This is a genomic window from Mesorhizobium sp. M7A.F.Ca.CA.004.06.1.1, assembly GCF_003999135.1.
Classification (GTDB): domain Bacteria; phylum Pseudomonadota; class Alphaproteobacteria; order Rhizobiales; family Rhizobiaceae; genus Mesorhizobium.
Map to the genome: position 1 here is coordinate 1 of NZ_RZPQ01001003.1, position 1,709 is coordinate 1,709.

General features: G+C 61.0%; 2 protein-coding genes. Both read right to left on the reverse strand.

Features of this window, described 5'->3' with window-relative positions:
• Positions 1–724 (reverse strand): ABC transporter permease (locus EN906_RS33180; RefSeq protein WP_206529242.1); only part of this gene is annotated, 724 nt, incomplete at its 3' end.
• Between the two features lie 226 nt (positions 725–950).
• Positions 951–1,709 (reverse strand): ABC transporter substrate-binding protein (locus EN906_RS33185; RefSeq protein ID WP_245484385.1); only part of this gene is annotated, 759 nt, incomplete at its 5' end.

The window sequence follows — 1,709 nt, forward strand, 5'->3', positions numbered from 1 at the left end:
ATTGCTGCGTCATCACTTCGACCATCGAAGCACGCGTCATCCTCGCAATATAGCCGATGCCGTAGATCGCCAGCGTCATTACCGGCAAAGTGAAATTATAGAAGGTGATGCCCTGGCTGGCCGAAGCCGCCGAGCCGTTCAGCCAGCCTAGCCATGAGGCGAAGATGACGGTGAAGATGACGCCCGACACATATTCAGGCGTCGCCGTCGAAGCGATCGACGCCACGGACAGCACCCGGTCGGTTCGCGACCCCTCGCGCATGCCGGCCATAATGCCGATCAGCAGCGAGATCGGCACCATCACCACCAGCACCCAGAACATCAGGATGCCCGTGGCGCCGAGTGCCGGAAACAGCTTTGAGGCGACGGTCGCCTTGAACTTGGTCGAGCAGCCGAAATCGCCCTGGAAAACGCCGGCGAAGGTCGGCACGAGCGGATCATTGCAGAAGGAGAAACGCTGCGCCGGTTTGCCGGTCGCCGGGTCTGTCACAGGTTGCTTGGGCACCACGCCCAGCCACTGCCCATAGCGGACGAAGAAGTTCTGCCGATAGCCGTGGTTGACCAGCCAGCTCTCGAGCTGCTCGGCCGACGTATGCATTTCGGTCTGGCTGATCGCCAGCTTCTTCAGATTGGGTTCGAGGTTGATCAGGAAGAAGACGACCATGGTCAAGCACAGCATCGTCAATGCCATGGTGCCAAGACGCCTGATAACGAAGGAAAGCATGGCGGCCCCCTGCCGATGGGTTGGGGTTTGAGCCGGCTATGAAAGCCAACCCTGCCGTGACCGGCGGAGCTGGCTGTCAAACAGGCCTTCGGATGCGATCAACCCTGTTTTGTTGCACGGCCTTGCCCGCGAGTCCGTAACTTTTTTGAGAAAGCGCGGACCAACGGGGACGGACGATGCAAAGAGCGGGAGAAGGGAGCGAGCCCCTTCCCCCATGTCGATGCGATCAAGCCTGTTCGAGCCAGACCTTGCCGTAGTCGCGCTCGAAGGTCGGGTGCATCTTGTAGTTCTGCACCGCCTTGACCGAGTGGCTGTAGAGTTTGCGCCAGTACGGCTGAATCATGATGCCGGAATCCTGCAGGATCTGCTCGATGTCCTTCATCATTTCCTTGCGCTTGGCGGCGTCGGCAACGGCGAGCGCCGCATTGAGCTTGGCGTCCCATTCCGGATTCGACCAGCCGGCCTCGTTCCAGGCCTCGCCGGTGCGATAGGCGATGGCCAGAACCTGGACGCCGAGCGGGCGCATGTTCCAGTTGGTCATCGACAGCGGATACTTCGTCCAGTCGTTCCAGAACGTCGAACCCGGCAGAACGGTGCGCTTCACCTTGATGCCGGCGTCGCGCAGCTGGGCGGCGATCGCATCGCCGGTGTTCTTGTGCCAGTCTTCGTCGACCGTGATCAGCTCGTGTTCGAAGTCGGCCTGGCCGGCTTCCGCCATCAGCGCCTTCGCCTTGGCCGGATCACGGGCAACCTTGGGCAGCTCGTAATATTCCGGATGGATCGAGCAGACATGGTGGTTTTCGGCGACCGAGCCGGCGTTGCCGTAGCCGAGCTGCAAGACGACATTGTTGTCGACCGCAAGCTGCAGCGCGTTGCGCACCTTCTGGTCGCCATAGGGCTTGTTGTTGACGTTGGTGCGGCAGACGATGGTCGACGCGGTGACGATTTCCGACTTCACCAGGTCCATGCCGTCGAGGATCGACAC